This is a genomic window from Nonomuraea sp. NPDC050202 (assembly GCF_040656115.1).
In the GTDB taxonomy this organism is placed as follows: domain Bacteria; phylum Actinomycetota; class Actinomycetes; order Streptosporangiales; family Streptosporangiaceae; genus Nonomuraea.
On record NZ_JBFALF010000039.1, the window covers coordinates 1 to 18,278 of the forward strand.

The following is an 18,278-nucleotide window of genomic DNA, read 5'->3' on the forward strand; positions in this document are numbered from 1 at the left end:
GCGCCTTTGAAGGATCACGCGATGGCCGTCGCCATTTCACGACGCCACGCCTCTTGACCAGGTCAAACTCGTACACCACTCCCGTGGACGCAACCCGCCGAGGAGGTCACGCTGCGCTTCCGTGAACACGGCGCCGGAGTCCAGGCACTCACTGACGCATTTGCCGATCTCTAGGAGAACTGGATCTGAGGGAGGTTCGCGACGCTCGCGCCCGAGCGGCTGAGGCGGGTCGCGCCTGGCTGACCCATCAAAAGACGAGGGGCTGAGAAGACGCTCGGCGGCGTGCGTGGCGTCGCCGGGCTCGGCTCCCGCCATAGGACTGCAACGTAAGAATTGATGCCGCGGGTCATCCTGCTTACAGCGTCCTGACGTTTGATCGAGTTCCTCAACCAAGGCTGTACGGTGAGGAGGACGGACTCGCCGCCGACGTACCGCTCGGAACCACCGTTGCAAGTTGTAGGCGCGCTCGGCGCCGACGATGCGCTTGTTCCTCGGAAGTTTCACGAAGGGCCCTTCCTACTCAGGCGGCGCGGCGCAGCCGCGATGACGTCGAGGCATGGGAACAGAAATACGATCTTCTGAAGAACGTCCAGTTTCTCCCTCTCCCGCAAGGGAGCGGGTGCCTCTGACGAGGCGCTGCTCAGCCATTTGAGTAGGGGGCTACTCATGAAGAATCTCTCGCCGAGGCTGACGCTAGCTGTGTGGACGTGAGCATTCTCGCATCACGTCGCTGACCCTAAGGGAGACGCGATGGCTGACACGACCAAGCAAGACAACTGGCGGCACTGCCGTAAATGCTTCGGCCTCTGGTGGAATGGGGCGCCTACGAACGGGGTCTGTCCCGCTGGCGGAGCGCACGACGGCGGTGGTAGCTGGAACTTCTACCTGCCGGCCAATCCAGGCCAGAGCCTCTAAGCCTGGCAAAGGGAGGTCCCCCCGTCCCGTCAGGACGGCCGGGATCTCCTTCGCGTTGTACGCGTGCACTGACCGGTGTGACCAACACTCGGGTGACGCGGCGGGCAACGAGATCATCGCCCTGCATCAGCCGCCAGGCGGTGCTTGCGCCGTTCGCTCCCGTCTTGGACCAGAGAACCGTCACGCGGCAGAGCAGAGCTGCGCGCGAAAGCTCATCACGCGCTTCGGCGGTCGGAGGGACGGGGTCGCCACGCCAGATGCAGCCCTCGATTGTGGCGACGTCGTCGTAGTCGTAGACAACCTCGCGGCCGGCGCGGCCGAGGACGCGTGCGGAGTAGCGGCGCGCCCACTGGCGGATGGTGACGGCCTCGCGTTCGAGGCGTGTTGCGGCTTGGCGGGCGGTCGCTGGGCGCACGTCTCACCCCCGCATTGGTCGCGATCATGGACGTACTAGGCGATTCCGGACACATGATCACGCGGAATCGACGCGTCACAGTCAACGCTCACGAGCGATTTCGCGTGTCCGCACAAGGACATCTACGGTCACCTCCTGGAAGGCGACCGACGCGCGGCGACGCAGGCCATCTCCACCACTCTCCTGGGGAAACAGCCCCCGGTGGCCCCCAAGGTGGCTCCCGAAGACGCCGCAGACACCGGTTGAGGGCCAGAAACCGAAAGGCCCCTGACGGCGTAACGCCTGTTCAGGGGCCTTTCGGTTGCAGAGCCGACGAGGGGAATCGAACCCCTGACCTTCTGTTTACAAGGGACTTCGAGACTGTCCACTGGTGTCCACCGCCGTCACGGACACCTGCTCGGGAGCCCTTCTGGAGCGTTCCCACTCCAGAAACATCCAGGGTTGTCCAGAGCGGTTGTTAGCATCCGCGTTAGCAAGATCACTGGCCTCGACGCCCCGCTGTCAGAGCACGCCTCACAGCAAGGTCTCTGGCCGAAGTACCTCACTGCGCAGGATGCGATGGATCTCGCCGACATCAGCATTATGGTTCGTCTGACGCCGCAGCTCCTTGCGCACGGCGTCGGTCACCACGTCGGATAGGAGTACCTGGGCCAGAGACTTCGGCGACGTGGCGGCGCGGGCCCTCCACAGGTCATCGATGAGGCGACGTTTGAACGCTTCCTTGGTCAGGTAGAAGAGCGCGTCCGTTTTGGCGCTCAAGCCGGCTTCACTGAGCAGGTCCACTTCAAGGGCAAGGTCGATGACCACGGGGAGGCCGGCAGTCATGTGATATGCCTGCCACACTTGGCCGTTGGAAAGGATCATCCACTCAACACCCTCGTTCACGGCGTACATCTGCACCTGCCGCAGATGCTTGGCGTTGAGCTTCTGGCTGCAACGCTTCACTTCGATGAAGGCGACGAGTTGCTTGTCGATGCGGATGCCGTAGTCAGCGAACTCACCCTTGACCTGGTACTCCGTAGTGAGGTCGTCATACTTGTCGTAGCCGAGTCCTGCGCATAGGAAGTCGGTGATGAGCAGACGCGTGTCCCCTTCATTAGCATCACGCGCTATGAGATCGGTTAGCGGCTTGGAATAGCGCCGTATCGCTGCTCGAACGCGGTCCCGCGCATCTGCCTCCCACTTCGGAACCGCCCGCGTCCCCGCCGGCTTCCTTGTCGGAGGGCTTACGACTTCCCTGGAGGCCTCAGTCTGCTCGTTACCGACGATCGCCTGTGCGGCCTGTTCGCTCATGGCATCCACCTGCGCATCTAGTAGGGACAAGGCAGGCTAAGCCATGTGGAAGATCAACACATTGCGTCATCGGGATCGATACGGAAACGACTTCCATAGCGCCACTCTGAATATCCGACCAAAGCGACACATGTGGCACAAAATACCTCGGCGACCACTCCGCCGACCGGCAGAATACGGATTCCAATCGATCGACCGTGAAACCCAAATAGGAGAATGCGGCTGTCCGTTTCTCGGGCGGATCATCATCCCACTCGACGAATTGAGGCTGGTGCGTCCACGGGGGTGGTGTACGGGTTTGGCCTGGTCACAGGCGTGCGTGTGGGAGGTGGCGCGAATGTGGCTCAGCCTGGTGACGCTGCAGTCACCCCGGCCTCGTTACCCGATGCCGGAACCCGATGAGGGGCAGCCTCGACGTCGATTGCCCGAGCCGCGGACAGTGCGACCCGAAGTGGGGGATCATCGCGATCTTTGACCACTTCGATGCGAAGCCACTTGACCGCGTTGCTGCTCCAAGAAGTCACATCACGTGACCTGCGCCAGCAGCCCAGCATGGTCCGCGAACGTACGTCTCGATCGTCACCTAGTTAGTCCCTCACCCACAACGACCCTTGCTCCCCGTCGGTCGGGATCCTCAAGGGACTCGTGTTCGGTGATCTTGAGAGCACGAACTCATCAAGGTTGAGCTCGTGAGCGTTCCTTGACCGCGCCCAAGCCCTCACTCTGATCGATCGTCACCGCGCCGTGCATACGCAGCGTCGCCGCAGGAGCCACCCTCTCCGATTGTGTCGGTGCCATGTTCTAGCTTCCTGACTATGGACATAAGGCAAGTCGGGGCGGCGAGCTCAAATACTTATTTAGGGTGAACGATATGCGGAATATCGGCATGACCTTAATCCGAACCGACCGGTTGCCCGAACAAGATGCGACAGTTGGACGACAATATCTGGGTCACACATGCCTCAGCAGATGCTCACTGCCGAGATTTGCGACATCGGCAACTCATGCACCTCGGATCCGCCATCCGCGCACGGTCCTACGCGATATCGAAAGCACTATCGATAAATTGCCTGATTCTGCCTCCTATGTCATCATTGCGTGCACCCTAGCGCTGGTCATCGATGGCAACATGGGAGTCGTTATGGCGAAGTACGCGTTTGCTGCATACACCCTCAAGATCTCGCCATCAAACCAGCCCGAGCGGCTTCTTAACGTCTCAGATATCGACGGGCGCGGGACAGATCTGATCCATCTCATTCACGGATTCCTTCGCGATGTGCAAGCAGAGCCGCTTCGTAACAATCTATACGAGCACTATCTCTCCATCGAAGACGTGTCAGCTAATGGTAGATGCATAACCTTCACAGCTGAGTACGGCAAATTCGGCCTACAGGGCAACATCAAGAATGTACGAACCAACGAAAAAACCCATCAGTATGGTGAAGACGAATCGCCTGTGATCCCAGTACGGCATATGGTTGTGGTACCGACTAATAAGGACACCGCCCTGTTCTTCGCCGAGCGCTGCGGGAACCGAGGTGCAGCAACCATGTTCTTGACGCAGCTCCTCAAAGCGTTTCGACGTAGATTCGCGGACCAGGGTAATCTCATGCTGCGAAAAGAAAGCCTTACGGACGAACGCTCATGGCAGCAGTTCTTGGAGCGTGCCCGACTAACACAGATCAAGGTGGTGCGCTATGACGTTGGACACGACCTCGCCGACGGCCTTAGCGTTTCAAATATCGGGGACCTCGAGTACACCATAAAGCCCGTTCGCACAGGGGCTCTGGGCAAAAGTTTGATGGACCGCCTTCTCAATCAAACCGTGAAGGTGGAGACACAAATATTGGGCCTTCGAGATGGTGTCGATGCCGACGAAGTTCGCCTCAAGCTCACCGACGGTGAGCAGCAGAGATCAATCGTGTTAGGTGACGACAACTTCCCCACTCTCGTCTACCCCATCAGAAGCACTGGTGACGAACGCCCATCCGATGACTATGTTTACAAGGAGATGAATGACAAGATAGAGCAGCTAGCGCGAGACCTCCTCCTTGAGTTACCATCAGATTGGATGACTGGCGCTTGGGATGCTGCAGCGACATCAGTACGCTTGAAGGCGGTGAGAGATGGGCGCTAAATGGTCAGTAATTCCACTTATCGAGGATCATCTCGCCACGTTTAGAGATCAGCGCACCAACGAGAAGCGCAACAGGGACTACCTCGTATTCTATGCCGTTCCGATGAGCTTCGGGATCGCCTGCTATCTTGCAGGATTCGAGATGAGAGATCCCGCTAGCATACTTGCGGGAATTGCCGTATTCACAGCACTTTTATTCGGGCTTCTACTACACGTCTTCAGCCTAGGCCTAAGGATAAAAGACGATCCCAGACAATCGACCGTCGGCAGAACGGCGCAGTTAGTCGATCAACTACAAGCGAACGTAGGGTATGCCGTGCTGGTAGGCATAGTGACTACGGCACTCCTGATCATAGCTGCAGCCACAACGGGAAAGGATCAGCCGATCGGCGTTCTGATGTCAGCGGTCATCGCTGGCAGTCTGCTTCACTTGATGTTGACCGTATTCATGGCGTTGAAGAGAACCAGGGCTGCGTATCACGAGTTGCGCTTCTAGGCGGAGCTGTAACACCCGACGGGTACACGCACCATCTGCTGATCACCTCGTACGCCGTCGACTCACCGCGTAGCGGCAGCAGGCCGGGGACGGAGTGTCAAGCTCGGCTTCGCGTGTACGTTCGCCGGTCGCCGTTCCTCGATCATGCGTTGTCCTACCTGCAGAGCCGAGCTTGATGCGGAGGAGTCGGTCTGCTGGGCTTGCCTGAGTCGATGGTGTGCGAGGTGGTCAGCCCTCAGCCACCCATCTACGTTCAGGGCCGTGTGGCGATCACCTCGGTGCCGGAGTGCTCCCGCCGGAGGCATTCTTTGACCTCATCGGCTCAGTCCAGAGGCCGGCGTCTCCCATGGTCCTGGTGAACGTTCTGCGCATGGTTTTGCCTGCGTTCGTTGGTGCGGCGGGGTGGCCGGGCGGGACCGGCCCGGAGAGGCCGCACGCCCGCCCGGACCGCCCGGCCGCCCGCCGCCCATCGGGCGGCGGCTTGAAACCGTAGAGAAAGTTCTCATCCACGAACGCATAACGTCTATTTGATCTTGATGCTCTCGCCAGGGCTCGTCCGCGGTACTCAGTTGTTCCACCTCTAACCAGCTACGCACTGATGGCATGATCACATGTGGACGCGGTTTGGTGATGCGCTGACCCAAGGTGGTCGAGATGGTGGGATACCCAAGATTCGGCGTGTTGCTGGCGAGATTGGCCAGCCACCGAGGCCTGAGCCTCGGTGACCTGGCCCATTTATCCGAGGTCCCTGAGGCCAAGCTGCAGGAGGTGTATGACGGCGCAGAGCCTGGTCGAGAGCTGCTCCTACGGCTTGCACCGACGCTTGGCTGGCATGAGGTGGACGTTTTCGCGCTTGCGGCGATGCCTGCACCCGACGAACTCACGCCCTTGGACGCCGACGCCGGATGGTGGGTTGCGTCTCTGATCAACCAGGCCAGATGCCTTCCGGCGGAACTCATTGGCGAGTTGCGGCTGCGTGCCAGATTGCTCCCCGAACAGCCCCGTCTCCGCCCAATGCCACCGCCGAAGCCGTACCAGCAGTACGAGCCCAGCTTCGGTGCGGCACTGCTGCGGATGCTGGCCTATCGAAACCTGGGCTGGGTGAACTCGGCGAAGTGCTTGTTGTGCCTCACCGGTCTGGGGCTTGCAGGCTCCACCATTGGGATGATCGGTCGTGGTGTGAAGGAGTTGACGCCTGACTTACTTGCCAGGTTTGCGACCGTACTGGGCATCGCCAGCAGCGACCTGTCCGCCGTGACCGGCATCGAGCTTCCCGACCAGCCGCCGCCGGCACACCCAGCGGCGAAGGATCTGGCGGAATTGATCTGGGACGCCCGACGGCTGATTTCTAACCAGGTGCGACACCTTCACGACGAGGCTAAGTCTCTTCGGGGTGAGCTACTCGATCCGACACCCCCGCTCTGACTGGCGCACGCCAACGGAACGGAGCGCTGACGCAGTTCATGAGGATGAGTCGGCTACCGCGTCCGTCCTTCAAGTAGGGCTTGCCAGACGGTGCGTCCCTCTCGCGTACTCATGCGGTAGGTCTCGAAGTCGTTCCCTGAGACCGCGTCCGTTCGCCAGATGACTGTCTGGCCGCCCGTTGTGCACAGTCCGTAGACGATGTCTTCGCAGTGACAGGTCCAGGCGAGCGTTCGCCGTCATGGCTCTTTGCGGACCTTGAACCAGGTCAGCCGCGTGTGGTTCGGATCTGGGTCAGGGAGGTGGGGAGACAGGCAGTCGCTCATGTGGTCTGGCCGAGCGGGATGAGCGCCCATACTGTGCGTCCCCCTTGATCTCCGTGGACGCCCCACCTCGCTGTCAGGCTTTCCACCAGGTGCAGCCCTCTGCCGCTCTGGTCCGTGTTCTCCGCGTGGCGTAGGTGCGGGTTGGAGGGGCCGCCGCCGTCGTGGACGGCGAGGATCAGCAGGGTGGTACCTGCGTGGAGGGTGACGCCGAATTGGCCGGCGGCCTGGCCGCTGCGGGTGTGACGGATGGCGTTGGTGGCGAGTTCGGAGACGACGAGTTCGGCGGTGTAGGTCTCAGGGCGATCGCCGAGGTAGCTGGTGACGAATCGGCGCGCTTCGCTGATCTGGGCCTTGGTGCCGGGGAAGTTGCGACACCACCGGTGGATTTCTTTGCGGCTGTTCAGCGTCGAGGACATCGCCGTTTCCTTGCGTTCATGCAGGTCAACACCCTGCGATCCGCTATCGATACTAAAAGTACTAGTGCTATACTTCAAGTACAAGCGACTTGATGTACTTGCGCCGCACAATAAGTACTGGTCGAGTAAAGACACCCCGATCCCAGCCCGTCACGGCAGCCCAGGAGGCGCGCATGTTCGGACTAATGGTGCGATTCATCTGCAAGGACGAGGAGAGCGCGGCGGCGTTCGACACCCTCGTCAGTGAGACAATCGAGGCGATCCGCCGGCACGAGCCGGGAACGATCGTGTACGCCTCACACCGGGTGGACGGTCAGCCGCTCCAGCGGATCTTCTACGAGCTGTACCGGGACCGCGACGCCTTCGACGCCCACGAGCAGACCGAGCACACCAGGCGCTTCCTGGCGGCCCGCGAAGAGCTGCTGGCCTCGGTGGAGGTCGACTGGCTGGATCTGCTGAGCGGGAAGGGCACGACGTCGTGAGCATGGAGTACCAGCGGGCGCTCGGACGGCGTATCGCTCAGGAGCGCAAGCGCCGTGGCCTGTCGCAAGCGGAGCTGGCGCGGCTGGTGGACCGGTCGGTCGCGTGGATCTCGCAGGTGGAGCGGGGCGTGCGCAAGGTCGATCGCATGTCCGTGCTGGAGAAGGTCGCCGAGACGCTGGACGTACCACTCTCAGAGCTGGCCGCAGAGGCACCGGTGGTCGCGGCCACCACCGAGGAGATGCCGGGGACGGCCGGGCTGCGGCTGGTGCTGTCCGGGGCGCACTCGTTGCAGGCCATGTTGCACGCCACGCCGGTGCCGCCGACCGACCAGCTCAAGCCGCGGGTGGACCACGCCTGGGAGCTGACGCATCAGAGCCGCTACGTCGAGCTGACGGAGCTGCTGCGTGGGCTCGTCCCGACGCTGGAGAACGCGGTGCGGTCGGCGCCCGCTGAACGGCAGGCCGAGTTGTTCGAGCTGCTGGCGGTCACTTATCAGGCGTGTTCGGCGTCGCTGGCGAAGCTGGGGGAGCCGGAGGCGGCGTGGATTGCGGCGGATCGGGCCATCAGCGCGGCCGAGCGTGCCGGTAACCCGTTGATGATGGCGGCCGGGGCGTTCCGGCTGGGGTTTGTGTTCCTGGGGGCGCGTCATTTCGATCAGGTGGAGGAGACTGCGCGGACCGCCGCTGAGGCGCTGTGGTTCCTCACCGATCAGGGCAACGTGGAAGCGATGTCGCTGTGGGGCGGTCTGACGTTGCAGCGGGCGGTGGCGGCCTCGCGGCTCAATCAGGCCGATGTCGCCTACGAGCACCTGTCGCGAGCCCGGGACATGGCAGCGCGGGTCGGTGAGGGCCGCAACGACTACAACACCGAGTTCGGGCCGGCCAACGTGGCGCTGCATGAGGTGGCCGTGGCGGTGGAGGTCGGTGACGCCGGACACGCGCTGCGGGTCGGGGCAGCGGTGGACGCCTCGACACTGTCGGCTGAACGCCGGGCGCGGCTGGCGGTGGATCTCGCGCGGGCACATGCGCAGCGTAGGCAGGTGGACGAGGCAGTGGCGCAGTTGCTGGAGGCCGAGAGCATCACTCCGGAGCAGATCCGTAATCACCGGGTGGTGCGGCAACTCGTCTCTGACCTGGTGTCGATGCAGGATCCGGCGTCGTCTGAGCTGCGGGAGCTGACGGAGCGGGTGGGCGCGTAGAAAAAGTACGCCCACTCGTACTCTAAGTACTAGCGATTACTCTCAGTATCAGGTAGCGTTCGTGTTGTAGCTGGAACTCTCCGTAGTCGGATGGTGGCAGCCCAGCACGAACGCTCTTCGCGTTTCAGGGGTGGATCAAGGAAGTCCGCTCACGGAAGGCGGAGAGAAGGCCACACATGAAAGTGGCCTGAGCGGGAGACCCGCCCAGGCCGGATGCGATAAGCACCCTAGTTGGCGCTTCGATGCTATCGCCTCCGAGCTGACGGCACGGCCTCCCTCGTCCTGAAACGCCTGATCAACAGGCTGACGAGAGCAGCTCAGCATCACCTGTGTGAAGGCACCGCACCCGCGCGTGCTCAACCGCGACACCGGCGAGATAAAGACCGACAAGCACGGCAACACCGTTTACGAGGTCACCGTCTCCGTCGAGGACGAGTTCGGCCGGATCGAACTCGTCAAGATCGGCATCACCGGTGAACCGCCCATCAAGGCCGGCGACGCCGTCAACGCGGTCGGACTACTCGGCTACGTCTGGGAGATCGCCGGACGCTGGGGCATCTCCTACCGCGCGACCGCGCTGCTCCCGCAGCAGGAGGCCGCCGGTGTCTGACCAGTTCCTCTGGATGCTCGGAGCCTTGGCCGCCATCGCGGCCGGGCTCTGGGCCTGGCGCCGCTGGCACTACCGCTCCTTCTGGCTCGTTGTCGGCTTCCCGATCACGGCCATCACCATCCGGGCGACCTGGCGGAAGGTCGCTCTCGGCTGCAACCTCACCAAGAAGCGGCAGCGCTTCTGGTTCACCACCGTCCCCGGTCTGGTCGCCTCGACCGGCGTCGTCCGCGTCCGGCGCAAGTGGCAGCGCATCGCTGTGGACACCAAGCCGTTCATGTGGCTGCCACTACCGACCCGGCACGGCTGGCGGGTCACCCTGCACACGCTCGAAGGGCAGATCCCGGCCGACTACGCCGAGGTAGCCGAACGCCTCGCGCACTCCTGGGGCGTGCATGCCGTGCGCGTCTCCTCCGACAAGCCTGGCCGGGTACGCCTGGCCGCCACCGTCCGTGACCCACTGGTCAAGGTCGATGAACTGCCGCCTTCCACCGAGCTGCTCAAGGTCACCGTGGGACGGCTGGAGACCGGCACACCCTGGGTCATTGACTCAGTACGCCGGACAGGGCCATTCGGCCGGCGACGCGCTTCTAGCCAGAGCCATGACCGGCACCACTTCGGGAGGCCATCTATGACCCGACTTCTGCTCACCGTTCCCGAAGCCGCCGAAGCCCTGGCCATCTCACGCAGCAAGCTCTACCAACTGCTCGCCACCGGCGCGGTGGCCTCTCTCCGCATCGACGGCTCTCGCCGCATTCCCGTCACCGCGCTCAACGACTACATCGCCCGCATGACCTCGAAGGAGAACGCAGCATGACCAAGACCCTCACGGCAGCAGCAGGCGATGAGCCGCGTAAGAAGAAGACCCCGAAGCTCCGCGACGGCGTGATCAAGCGTGGCACCACCTGGTCCTACGTCATCCGCGTCAAGGACCCGGAGACCGGCGAGAGCAAGCCTCGCTGGGTGAGCGGCTTCGCCACCGAGGACGACGCCAAGGCGGCCCGCGACGAGGCCAGGGTGAGAGCTCGGCGCGGCGAGTACATCGATCGGAACACGATCACGGTCGCCGCGTACCTCGCCGAGTGGATCGAGGGCCACGCCGTCGAGATCAAGCCGCACACCCTCAAGGGCTACCGCGACATGATCCGCCTCTACATCGGACCTCGAATCGGGAACGTCCGCCTGCAAGCGCTACGCCCGGCGGCGATCACGAAGTTCTACCGTGACCTGCTGACAAGCGGGGGCAGAAAAGGCGGCCCGCTCGCGGCCAACACCGTCAAGCACGTCCACACGGTGCTCCGCAAGGCCCTCACGGACGCCGTACTCGTGGACGAGCTGCTTCCCAACAACCCCGCCGAACGGGCCAAGCTCCCGCGCACCCAGCCAACCGAGCCAGGCACGATCTGGACAACCGCCCAGCTCCGGGCCTTCCTCGCCACAGCTCAGGAGCATCGCCTGTACGCCTTCTTCCACCTGGCTGCCTACACAGGCGCCCGTCGAGGCGAGCTGCTCAACCTCCGCTGGACGGACGTGGACCTGGACAAGCCCCAGATCCTCATCACCGGCACAGCCGCAGTGATCGACCGCCAACGAGTCGAGGGCACCACCAAGAGCGGACGCTCCCGCGTCGTGTCCCTCGCCCCAAGCACGGTCATAGTCCTCAAAGCCCACCGCGCCCGCCAGGACGAGGAACGCCTAAGGCTCGGCGAGTCCTGGAAAGGCGGAGGCGCGTACGTCTTCACGACCGGCTGGGGAGACCCGCTCTTCCCCGACACGCCCAGTTCCCTGATGCCCAAGCTCATCGAGACCCACAACAAGCAGAACCCGCGAGCCCAACTCCCCCACGCCCGCCTCCACGACCTCCGCCACATCCACGCGACGACCCTGCTCCTGGCCGGCGTCCCCGTTCACGTCGTGGCGGCCCGACTGGGCCACGCCGACCCGGCGATCACGCTCCGGGTCTACGCCCACGTCATTCACGAACAGGCGGCCACCGCTGCCGACGTCTTCGCCAAGGCCGTCGGCGGGTAGCGGCCGTGTTAGCAAGCCCGTTAGCAAGATCTCAACATTGTCCTGACAAACCAAGAAGCCCCTGACGGCGAATCGCCTGTTCAGGGGCTTCCTGCTGCAGAGCCGACGAGGGGAATCGAACCCCTGACCTTCTGTTTACAAGACAGATGCTCTGCCGATTGAGCTACGTCGGCACGGCCTACCAGTGTAGACGCTAGAGACGCCTGTGACGAGCGACTTCATACAGCGCCACCCCAGCCGCCACCCCCGCGTTGAGCGACTCCGCAGCCGCCTGCATCGGGATCCGCGCCACCACGTCACAGTGCTCCCGCACCAGCCGCGACAGCCCCTTGCCCTCCGAGCCGACGACGACCACCAGCGGCTCGGCCAGCAGCTCGACGTCGCCGATGTCGGTTTCGCCGGCGCCGTCGAGGCCGATGACGAAGAGGCCGGACTCGCGGTATTCGCGCAGGGCCGCCGTCAGGTTGGCGGCGCGGGCGACGCGGAGGCTGGCGAGGGTGCCCGCCGAGGTCTTCCAGGCGCCGCCCGTGACGCCGGCCGAGCGGCGGGACGGGATGAGCAGGCCGTGGGCGCCGAAGGCGGTGGCGGAGCGGGCGATGGCGCCCAGGTTGCGGGGGTCGGTGACCGAGTCGAGGGCCACGATCAGCGGGGGCTCGCCGGCGTCGTGGGCCAGCTCCACCAGCTCCGACGGGTGGGCGTAGTCGTATGCCGGGATCTGGAGCGCGATGCCCTGGTGGACGCCGCCCTCCGTCAGGCGGTCGAGCTTGTCGCGGGTGACCTCGAGGAGGGCGATGCCGCGCTCGGCCGCGATCTTGATGGAGTCGCGTACGCGGTCGTCGTTGTCGATGCGCTGGGCGACGTAGAGGGCGCTGGCCGGCACCCCTGCCTGCAGGGCCTCCAGCACCGGGTTGCGGCCGCCGACGTAGTCGGGGGCGTCTTCCGAGCGGCGCTGCTGCCTGGCGGGGGCGGCGCGGCGGGTGCCGCCGCGCTCCTCGCGGGCGATGCGCTCGGTGCGTGCCTTGTCCTTGTACCAGTGGCGCATCTCGGCGGGTGGGGTCGCGCCCCTGCCCTCGAGCGACCGGCGGTTCTGCCCTCCGGTGCCTTTGGCCGGGCCCTTTTTCTTCGCGGGCCTGCCCGAAGCCCTACCGCCTGCTGCCATGTCAACAAGGGTACTCGGGCGGTCGGTGAGCCCAAGCCACCATGGATTCAACAAATGTTCCACCAAGTCCGTCTGTGTGGTGACGAACCACGGAAAGGCGATGACAAGTGGAAGACGACTCCCGCTTCACGGAGTTCGTCGCCGAGCGGGCCAACGCGTTACTGCGCTACGGCTACGCGCTCAGCGGCAACCCGCATGACGCGGCCGATCTGACGCAGGAGGCGCTGGTCAGGCTGCACCGGGCATGGCCGAGGGTGCGCGGCAAGGAGGACCCGGAGCGCTACACCAAGGTCATCATGGCCAGGCTGCACATCAGCGTCTGGCGTCGCCGCCGGCGGGAGCAGCTCGCGTGGGCGCCGCCCGAGACGCCTCTGCACGACGTGCTGCCCTCCGACGGCGACCAGGAGCTGTGGCAGGCGCTCGAAGGGTTGCCGCGCAAGCAGCGCGCCGTGCTCGTCCTCCGTTTCTACGAGCAGCTCCCCGACGCGGAGATCGCCGGCGTCCTCGGCATCTCCCAGGGGACCGTACGCAGCCACGCCTCGCTCGGCCTGGCCCGGCTGCGCGCCGCGATCGCCCACCACTCACCCGCCAAGGGGAACGCCTCATGAGCAAGGATCTGGAGAACGACCTCACCAGGGTCATCGGCCGCGCCGCGGAGAGCGCCCCGCAGGCCCCGAGCGACCTGCCCACCCAGGTGATGGGCCGCTCCCGGCGCCGCCGGACCCGCACGCTGGCCTCCGTGACGGCGCTCGCGGCGTCCGCGGTGGTCGTGGTGGCGGGCGGGGTCGCCCTGTCGGTACGGGGGCTCCAGGAGGCCCCACAGGTCGCGGTGGAGCCCGCACCGGCCCCCTCAGCCGAGCGGGACACCATGCCCGGCCCGGTCGAGCAGGTGTGGCCGGACGCCGTCCGGAAGATTCCGGCGAAGCTCCCGGAGGGCCGCAAGCTCCGCCCGGTCATCTTCCTCGACGACCGCACGCTGCTGATGCAGACGTGGGCGAGCCACGAGAAGGCCGACGCCCTGTACGCGTACGAGCTCGACACGGACCTGACCCGCAAGATCACCGACATCCGGACGCCGAAGGGCGTGTTCGCCTCGGCCTTCACGGCGGGCGCCGGCCGGATCTTCTGGCAGACGATCGAGGACACGCGTACCAGGCTCTGGTCCGTGCCGGTCGCGGGTGGCGAGCCCGCCGCCGTCCCGACCGACACCCCGATCAGGCAGGGCGCGGACAAGCTGACGGTGACCGGCGACAGGCTGGCCTTCTCCGCCTTCAGGGGAGGCGGCGTCTTCACCGTCCCCCTCGACGGCGGCGCCGTGACCCCCGTCGAGAACGCCGGCCGCCATCACATCCTGAGCTGGCCGTGGGTGGGCACGCCGGGCGAGTACACGCCGGACGAGGAGCCCAGCTTCGAGGAGCTCTACAACGTCGAGACGGGCGAGCTGAGCAAGGCCCTGGTCCGCCCCGGCGACCGCTACGTCAGGTGCGGCGTCACCACCTGCGTCGGGGTGAACGCCGCCGGCAAGCCCTTCTTCCGCCTGCGCGACGGCTCGCAGGAACGCGAGCTGCGGGAGAGCGCGCTGCACGGCCTGTCGCAGGACCGCTTCATGACGGTCCGCCTGCCCCGGCCCGCCCAGGGCGAGGCCCTGGTCGACCTGGTGACCGGTAAATCCGGCGACCTGGGCCTGCGCCCGGACGCCAAGGGGCAGATGGTGAGCGTCCAGCCGGGCATCACCAACGACCGGCTGGTCTGGTACGAGCTCAAGGACAAGCTCGTGATCATCGACCTCGCCCGGATCGCGTCGTCCTGAGGCCTGTTTCAGCAGTCGGGTGAGGGCTGCCTGTGCTCAAGGCATGCGTCCCGAGGGAAGCTCGTTCTGGAAGTCCGTCGGGACGCGGCCCGCCCCCGCGTGGGAGACCCGCCGTCCGGCGGTATCAGCACGCGACGAAGGCCGGCTTCACTGCGCGCGGCCGGAGGTCATCCCGTGAAGCTCGTGCACTTGTCGTAGCCACCGCCGATGACGTCTCTCTTGAGACATGACTTGTAGGTCTTGCCTGAGATCAGGCGGAAGGCCTTGGTGTAGCTCGTGCCGTTGATGTCAACACCCGTGGTGGAACCCCCGACGACGAAGGTGAGCAAGTAGCTCTTGTTCGCGGTGCTGGTCGGATTGGTGATCCGCGCCCACACCCACCATTTGCCGTTCCACTTGCCCTTACGCAGTTGCAAGGTTCGGAGGGTTGGAGTTCCAGTTGGATGCCGCGGTGGCCGGAGCCGAGCCGAGAACGGACAGGGCCAGGCCGGCGGCTGCGACGATGGCCGTCTTCTGCAGAAATCTCACTACCGTTTCGCTCCCAGGTCGGGGCTCGTTGATCCGGAACGTCACGGTAGTGACCGTTGGTATGTCCGAGGTATGTGCGGATCTCCCCGACCCGCGCAAGGATCAGCTCGGAAGTGGACCACCCAGGTGATCCACTTCCGATGAGAGGCTCTAGCGGCTCAGCTCCCAGCGAGCCCCGTGCGGCGTGTCCTCCACGGTGATGCCGGCGGCGGCGAGCTGGTTCCTGATGGCGTCGGCGGCCGCGTAGTCCTTGCGCTCCCTGGCCGCCTTGCGCTGCTCCAGCGCCACCGCCACCAGCGCGTCCACGACGGGCGTCAGGTCGGAGCCGGTGCCGCGCCACTGCGGCGAACGGGGGTCGAGGCCCAGCACGTCGAGCATGTTCTGGGTCTCGGCCAGCAGCCGCGCCACGGCCTCCTTGTCGCCGCGCGACAGCGCCACGTTGCCCTCGCGCACCACCTCGTGCACGACGGCCAGCGCCTGCGGCGTGCCCAGGTCGTCGTCGAGCGCGTCGGCGAACGCCTGCGGCAGCGGCGCGTCGGCGTCGACGTCGTGGATGACCTCGGCGGCCCGCGTCACGAAGCCCTCGATCCGCTGGTACGCGGCGGCGGCCTCCAGCAGTGCCTCCTCGGAGTACTCGATCGAGGAGCGGTAGTGCGGGCCCGCCAGGTAGTAGCGCAGCTCCACGGGCCGGACCTTCTGCACCATCTCGGGGATCAGCAGCGAGTTCCCGAGCGACTTGCTCATCTTCTCGGCACCGATCTTGAGCATGCCGTTGTGCATCCAGTTCCGGGCGAAGCCGTCGCCGGCTGCCTGCGACTGGGCGATCTCGTTCTCGTGGTGCGGGAAGATCAGGTCGATCCCGCCGCCGTGGATGTCGAACGTCGGCCCCAGGTACTTCGTCGCCATCGCCGAGCACTCCAGGTGCCAGCCGGGCCGCCCCGGGCCCCACGGCGTCGGCCACGTCGGCTCGCCCGGCTTCTCGCCCTTCCACAGGGCGAAGTCGCGCGGGTCGCGCTTGCAGGACTCGTCGTCGGTGTCGGCCGCGGCCCGCATGTTCTCCAGCTTCTGGTTGGAGAGAGAGCCGTAGCGGTCGGCGTACGACTGCACGTCGAAGTAGACGTCACCGCCCGACGCGTACGCGTGGCCGCGCTCGATCAGCCGCTCCATCAGCGTGATCATCTCGGGCACGTGCCCCGTGGCGCGCGGCTCGACGGTCGGCGGCAGGCAGCCCAGCGTGTCGTACGCCCAGGTGAAGGCCCGCTGGTTGCGCTCGGCCACGACGAACCAGGGCACGCTCTCCGCGGCCGACACCCTGATGATCTTGTCGTCGATGTCGGTGACGTTGCGGCAGAACGTCACGTCGTACCCGGAGCGCATCAGCCAGCGTCTGAGCACGTCGAAGTTCACACCCGAGCGGATGTGCCCGATGTGCGGCGGAGCCTGCACGGTGGCCCCACACAGGTAAATCGACGCCCGGCCGGCTTCGACCGGAACGAATTCACGGATGGCGCGCGTGCTGGTGTCGTAGATGTGCAGGCTCACGAAGGCAAGGCTAACGCCTCAGGGCGGTCAGCACGCCGATAAATCAACCCCGCAAGATGACCCTGTCGGGAGAGAGCCGTACGATGAGCCGCTCGGTGCCCGGTTTGTCCTCCCAGGACGTGCCCTGGTACTTCTGCGCCAGCTCCTCGATGAGCACCCCCTCGGGGTCGGGCGTCATGGTCACCCGCCCGCGCACCTCCACGTACCGGTACGGGTTGTCGGGGTCGATGACCAGCAGGCTGGCCCGCGGGTCGCGCTCGAAGTTGCGCGGCTTCCTGCGCCCCTTCACGGTCGAGAAGAGGATGTCGTCGCCGTCGGTGCGCACCCACACGACCGACGATTGCGGCCCTCCGTCGGGGTTGAGGCTTGTCACCGTGGCGTGATTCGGCGCGTCCAGGAGTTTCCGGACATCTTCCGGCAGCACTGTCATGCGCGGCTCTCCCTTGATCGGTCTCGACCATCATTGTTCTGTAGGCTCGAGACCGCCATGGACGTGACTCCCCCCTCTACGCTCCGCCGCCTGGGCATCGCCCTGGCCGGGCTCGCGGTCGCCGCCCTCACCGGGGCCGCGTGCGCGCTGTCCTTCGACGACCTGCGCGCGCTCGCCATCACCGGCGAGGCCAGGCCCGACCTCGCCTTCCTCTACCCGGCGGCCTTCGACGCGCTCCTGCTGATCGCCCTGATCGCCGTGCTGCTGCTGCGCCCCGCCAGGATGCTGGTACGCGTGCAGGCGGCGTTCGTGCTGGTGCTGCTGATCGTGGCGGCCTCGGCGGTGAACGTGGCCACGGCGGTGCGCTTCCAGTTCGGCGTGCGGGAGACGGCCGTGGGCGTGGCCCTGGCGCCGTGGGTCATGCTGGCGCTGGCGCTGTGGCTGTGGTTACTGCTGATCAAGCACGTACGCGGCCCGGAACGCGCCGAGCACGAGGACCGTACGGCGGAGCAGGACATCGTGCCGTTCCACCGTCCCGAGACCGCTCCTCCGCTGGCCGCCGAGGCGCCCGCGCCCGTCCTGGAGCCCACGCCGGTGGTCGGCCCCACCGCCGCCCCCGAGACCCCGCCGGTCTCGGCCCGGGTGTCCGAGTGGCCCATGCAGGAGAAGGAGCTCGCCGCCCAGCCCGTACCGGAGCCCGAGCCCGAGCCTGAGCGCGTACCGGAACCCGAGCCTGAGCCCGAGCCGCCGACGCGCCCCGTCCGCTGGGGCGACCGCGTCAAGCCCACCGACGTCCTGGTCCACCCCCGCCCGGAGGACGACGAGGACGAGGAGGACGAGGAGGACGCCGACACCCAGCCGCACCCCGTCTTCGAGGACGACGACACCCCCGACCCCCTGCACGGCCCGGAGACCGCCGACGGGGGCGAGAGGCGGGAGGAGATGGAGGACACCGCCCCGCACCCGGTGGTCCACGACGACACCCCCGCCCCGTCGGGACGCCTGCGCGCCACCCCGCGCCCGCCCGAGGACTGATCAGGACATGGGCAGGCCCGCCCGGGAACTCTCCC

Annotated in this window: 17 protein-coding genes and 1 tRNA gene; 11 read left to right on the forward strand and 7 right to left on the reverse strand. The window is 65.6% G+C overall.

Annotation, left to right across the window (positions count from 1 at the left end; translation table 11 throughout):
* Positions 1-1,843: 1,843 nt before the first annotated feature.
* Positions 1,844-2,623, reverse strand: coding sequence for a hypothetical protein (locus tag AB0I79_RS52070; protein WP_357890929.1), 780 nt, complete (start codon positions 2,621-2,623; stop codon positions 1,844-1,846).
* 862 nt (positions 2,624-3,485) lie between these two features.
* Here AB0I79_RS52070 and AB0I79_RS52075 point away from each other — a divergent pair.
* The 3 genes from AB0I79_RS52075 (at position 3,486) to AB0I79_RS52085 (ending at position 6,681) form a co-directional block, all read left to right on the forward strand.
* A complete protein-coding gene (locus tag AB0I79_RS52075) occupies positions 3,486-4,760 on the forward strand; it encodes a hypothetical protein (protein WP_357890932.1) in 1,275 nt (424 codons plus the stop codon).
* Positions 4,750-5,256: a hypothetical protein gene (locus AB0I79_RS52080; RefSeq protein WP_357890935.1), complete on the forward strand. Its 507-nt coding sequence runs from the start codon at positions 4,750-4,752 to the stop codon at positions 5,254-5,256. The genes AB0I79_RS52075 and AB0I79_RS52080 overlap by 11 nt, the downstream gene beginning before the upstream one ends.
* A 645-nt stretch (positions 5,257-5,901) precedes the next feature.
* Complete coding sequence (locus tag AB0I79_RS52085) at positions 5,902-6,681, forward strand: hypothetical protein (RefSeq protein ID WP_357890938.1); 780 nt, start codon at positions 5,902-5,904, stop codon at positions 6,679-6,681.
* Between the two features lie 319 nt (positions 6,682-7,000).
* On the opposite strand, the gene AB0I79_RS52090 is transcribed toward AB0I79_RS52085, so the two are convergent.
* Positions 7,001-7,420 carry an ATP-binding protein gene (locus AB0I79_RS52090; protein ID WP_357890941.1) on the reverse strand — a complete coding sequence of 140 codons (420 nt, stop codon included), beginning with the start codon at positions 7,418-7,420 and terminating at the stop codon, positions 7,001-7,003.
* A gap of 185 nt (positions 7,421-7,605) precedes the next feature.
* Here AB0I79_RS52090 and AB0I79_RS52095 point away from each other — a divergent pair, with 185 nt between their 5' ends.
* From AB0I79_RS52095 to AB0I79_RS52115, 5 genes are all read left to right on the forward strand, one after another.
* The gene (locus tag AB0I79_RS52095; RefSeq protein ID WP_357890944.1) at positions 7,606-7,902 is read left to right on the forward strand and encodes an antibiotic biosynthesis monooxygenase; all 297 of its coding nucleotides are present in this window, start codon (positions 7,606-7,608) and stop codon (positions 7,900-7,902) included.
* A gap of 2 nt (positions 7,903-7,904) precedes the next feature.
* Positions 7,905-9,101, forward strand: a complete 1,197-nt coding sequence (locus AB0I79_RS52100) for a helix-turn-helix transcriptional regulator (protein WP_357891195.1) — start codon at positions 7,905-7,907, stop codon at positions 9,099-9,101.
* A gap of 331 nt (positions 9,102-9,432) precedes the next feature.
* Positions 9,433-9,711, forward strand: a complete 279-nt coding sequence (locus AB0I79_RS52105) for a hypothetical protein (RefSeq protein ID WP_357890946.1) — start codon at positions 9,433-9,435, stop codon at positions 9,709-9,711.
* Positions 9,704-10,525 carry a helix-turn-helix domain-containing protein gene (locus AB0I79_RS52110; RefSeq protein WP_357890949.1) on the forward strand — a complete coding sequence of 274 codons (822 nt, stop codon included), beginning with the start codon at positions 9,704-9,706 and terminating at the stop codon, positions 10,523-10,525. Before AB0I79_RS52105 ends, AB0I79_RS52110 begins: the two co-directional genes overlap by 8 nt.
* Positions 10,522-11,739, forward strand: a complete 1,218-nt coding sequence (locus tag AB0I79_RS52115) for a tyrosine-type recombinase/integrase (RefSeq protein WP_357890952.1) — start codon at positions 10,522-10,524, stop codon at positions 11,737-11,739. Before AB0I79_RS52110 ends, AB0I79_RS52115 begins: the two co-directional genes overlap by 4 nt.
* A 100-nt stretch (positions 11,740-11,839) precedes the next feature.
* Here AB0I79_RS52115 and AB0I79_RS52120 read toward each other — a convergent pair.
* Together AB0I79_RS52120 and rlmB are read right to left on the reverse strand one after the other, a co-directional pair.
* A tRNA-Thr gene (locus AB0I79_RS52120) sits at positions 11,840-11,912 on the reverse strand.
* Positions 11,913-11,932: 20 nt separating this feature from the next.
* Positions 11,933-12,898 carry a 23S rRNA (guanosine(2251)-2'-O)-methyltransferase RlmB gene (rlmB, locus tag AB0I79_RS52125; RefSeq protein WP_357890955.1) on the reverse strand — a complete coding sequence of 322 codons (966 nt, stop codon included), beginning with the start codon at positions 12,896-12,898 and terminating at the stop codon, positions 11,933-11,935.
* Positions 12,899-13,005: 107 nt separating this feature from the next.
* Between rlmB and AB0I79_RS52130 the strand changes: the two genes are divergently transcribed.
* Together AB0I79_RS52130 and AB0I79_RS52135 are read left to right on the forward strand one after the other, a co-directional pair.
* On the forward strand, positions 13,006-13,506 hold the full coding sequence (locus tag AB0I79_RS52130; RefSeq protein WP_357890958.1) for a SigE family RNA polymerase sigma factor: 501 nt from the start codon (positions 13,006-13,008) through the stop codon (positions 13,504-13,506).
* Positions 13,503-14,708: a hypothetical protein gene (locus AB0I79_RS52135; RefSeq protein ID WP_357890961.1), complete on the forward strand. Its 1,206-nt coding sequence runs from the start codon at positions 13,503-13,505 to the stop codon at positions 14,706-14,708. The genes AB0I79_RS52130 and AB0I79_RS52135 overlap by 4 nt, the downstream gene beginning before the upstream one ends.
* Positions 14,709-14,875: 167 nt before the next feature.
* On the opposite strand, the gene AB0I79_RS52140 is transcribed toward AB0I79_RS52135, so the two are convergent.
* The 3 genes from AB0I79_RS52140 to AB0I79_RS52150 all read right to left on the reverse strand — a co-directional run bounded on the left by AB0I79_RS52140 (position 14,876) and on the right by AB0I79_RS52150 (position 17,208).
* Positions 14,876-15,124 carry a hypothetical protein gene (locus tag AB0I79_RS52140; RefSeq protein WP_357890964.1) on the reverse strand — a complete coding sequence of 83 codons (249 nt, stop codon included), beginning with the start codon at positions 15,122-15,124 and terminating at the stop codon, positions 14,876-14,878.
* A gap of 262 nt (positions 15,125-15,386) precedes the next feature.
* A complete protein-coding gene (gene cysS / locus AB0I79_RS52145; protein WP_357890967.1) occupies positions 15,387-16,778 on the reverse strand; it encodes a cysteine--tRNA ligase in 1,392 nt (463 codons plus the stop codon).
* Positions 16,779-16,821: 43 nt separating this feature from the next.
* Positions 16,822-17,208: a PPOX class F420-dependent oxidoreductase gene (locus AB0I79_RS52150; RefSeq protein WP_357890970.1), complete on the reverse strand. Its 387-nt coding sequence runs from the start codon at positions 17,206-17,208 to the stop codon at positions 16,822-16,824.
* Positions 17,209-17,265: 57 nt separating this feature from the next.
* Between AB0I79_RS52150 and AB0I79_RS52155 the strand changes: the two genes are divergently transcribed.
* Positions 17,266-18,243 (forward strand): DUF2637 domain-containing protein, encoded by a 978-nt coding sequence (locus AB0I79_RS52155; protein WP_357890973.1) that lies wholly within the window; start codon positions 17,266-17,268, stop codon positions 18,241-18,243.
* Positions 18,244-18,278: the final 35 nt, after the last annotated feature.

Excerpts from the sequence above, each read along its gene's own strand:
- AB0I79_RS52090 (WP_357890941.1), bottom strand. The coding sequence starts at position 7,420 with ATGTCCTCGACGCTGAACAGCCGCAAAGAAATCCACCGGTGGTGTCGC.
- AB0I79_RS52135 (WP_357890961.1), top strand. The coding sequence starts at position 13,503 with ATGAGCAAGGATCTGGAGAACGACCTCACCAGGGTCATCGGCCGCGCC.
- AB0I79_RS52155 (WP_357890973.1), top strand. The coding sequence starts at position 17,266 with ATGGACGTGACTCCCCCCTCTACGCTCCGCCGCCTGGGCATCGCCCTG.
- rlmB (WP_357890955.1), bottom strand. The coding sequence starts at position 12,898 with ATGGCAGCAGGCGGTAGGGCTTCGGGCAGGCCCGCGAAGAAAAAGGGC.
- AB0I79_RS52115 (WP_357890952.1), top strand. The coding sequence starts at position 10,522 with ATGACCAAGACCCTCACGGCAGCAGCAGGCGATGAGCCGCGTAAGAAG.
- AB0I79_RS52070 (WP_357890929.1), bottom strand. The coding sequence starts at position 2,623 with ATGAGCGAACAGGCCGCACAGGCGATCGTCGGTAACGAGCAGACTGAG.
- AB0I79_RS52080 (WP_357890935.1), top strand. The coding sequence starts at position 4,750 with ATGGGCGCTAAATGGTCAGTAATTCCACTTATCGAGGATCATCTCGCC.
- AB0I79_RS52095 (WP_357890944.1), top strand. The coding sequence starts at position 7,606 with ATGGTGCGATTCATCTGCAAGGACGAGGAGAGCGCGGCGGCGTTCGAC.
- AB0I79_RS52150 (WP_357890970.1), bottom strand. The coding sequence starts at position 17,208 with ATGACAGTGCTGCCGGAAGATGTCCGGAAACTCCTGGACGCGCCGAAT.
- AB0I79_RS52100 (WP_357891195.1), top strand. The coding sequence starts at position 7,905 with ATGGAGTACCAGCGGGCGCTCGGACGGCGTATCGCTCAGGAGCGCAAG.